This is a genomic window from Rhodoplanes roseus, assembly GCF_003258865.1.
Classification (GTDB): Bacteria; Pseudomonadota; Alphaproteobacteria; order Rhizobiales; family Xanthobacteraceae; genus Rhodoplanes; species Rhodoplanes roseus.
Map to the genome: position 1 here is coordinate 1 of NZ_NPEX01000568.1, position 1,341 is coordinate 1,341.

The following is a 1,341-nucleotide window of genomic DNA, read 5'->3' on the forward strand; positions in this document are numbered from 1 at the left end:
GGCGCGGCGCGCGAAACGCTGCGCTCCGCCAGCAGCACGTGCAGGACGCGGGGGAGTCCGTGGTCTCGGCCGGCGGTCGAGAGGTCGGTCATGGCCGATGCTGCAGGCAAGCGCCGTGCCGCGGCGCGGCTGCTATGCCCGGCGGCGGCCGGGTGCGGCGGGCCGTGTCGCCGGCGGCATGGTCGTCGCGCTGCCGAGCTGGCCGAGCGCCCATTCGCTGAAATGCTGCACCTTGGCGAGCTTGGCGCGCTCGACGCCGGTCACGACGTAGTACCCGAGCGCCGATGGCAGCCTGATCGAGAACGGCTCGACCAGCCGCCCGCGTGCAATATCACCGCGCACCACCGAGCTGCGTCCCATCGCGACGCCGAGCCCCTCGATGGCGGCTTGGTATGACGGGTACAACAGGTCGCAGGTGATCTCGGAGGCGAAGGCGATGCCGGAGACGCCGGCCTTCTCCTGCCACAGTGGCCAATCGTCGCGCAGGATCAGCGGCGAGGCGGTGCGGATCACGGTGTGGCGGGCCAGATCCTTCGGGCTGCCGAGCCCGCGCCCGGCCTCGAGCAGCGCCGGCGAGCAGACCGGGAACAGCTCCTCGGCTCCGATCTTGTGGGCCACCATGCCGGGCCAGTCGGCGCCGGTGCCGTACTGGATCGAGACGTCGTAGTCCTGCGGGTCCATCTCGATCAGCGGAACGAGGGTGCGCACGCGCAGCCCGATGGTCGGATGGCGGCGGATGAAGTCGCCGAGATTGGGGATCAGGCTCTTGATCGCGAAGGTGCCGAGGCACGCGATGGTGAGCACGTCGCCGCGCTGCCGGTCGATGGCGCGGTCGGTGGCGACCAGAACCTCGGTGATGGCGGCGCGGGCCGAGGTGAGATACTCGTGCCCCGCCTCGGTGAGCCGGATCGCGTTGCCGTCGCGCACGAACAGCTTCAGTCCCAGCAGATCCTCGAGATTCTTGATCTGATGGCTCACCGCGCCCTGGGTGAGGTTGAGCTCGGTGGCGGCCTGGGTGAAGCTGAGATGACGAGCCGTCGCCTCGAAGGCGCGCAGCCCCGACATCGACGGAAGACGCCGCAACATCGTGGACACTCCGGACGAAGACGGCCCGACCCATCGGTCCGGCCCGAACCCGGTATACAAACCGGACCCTTCGGTGCGACCGGACCCCTCGGTCCGGCCGCGGACGCAGATTAGAATTACTAATGGCCTTCTGAAAAGCTTTCGTTTGTGCCGGGCCGGGCGGCGGGCGCTACTGTCGCCCAACGCCGCCGGCCGCGCGTCTCCGATGCGCCCGCGCGGCACCGGATCCTTCGCGGCGCGTTGCCGTCCGGGTCC

The 1,341-nt window shown here is 70.0% G+C and carries 1 protein-coding gene; it reads right to left on the reverse strand.

Annotated elements, in window-relative coordinates; all coding sequences use genetic code 11:
* Window positions 1-132 precede the first annotated feature (132 nt).
* A complete protein-coding gene (gcvA, locus tag CH341_RS31290; protein WP_170149887.1) occupies window positions 133-1,086 on the reverse strand; it encodes a transcriptional regulator GcvA in 954 nt (317 codons plus the stop codon).
* Window positions 1,087-1,341: the final 255 nt, after the last annotated feature.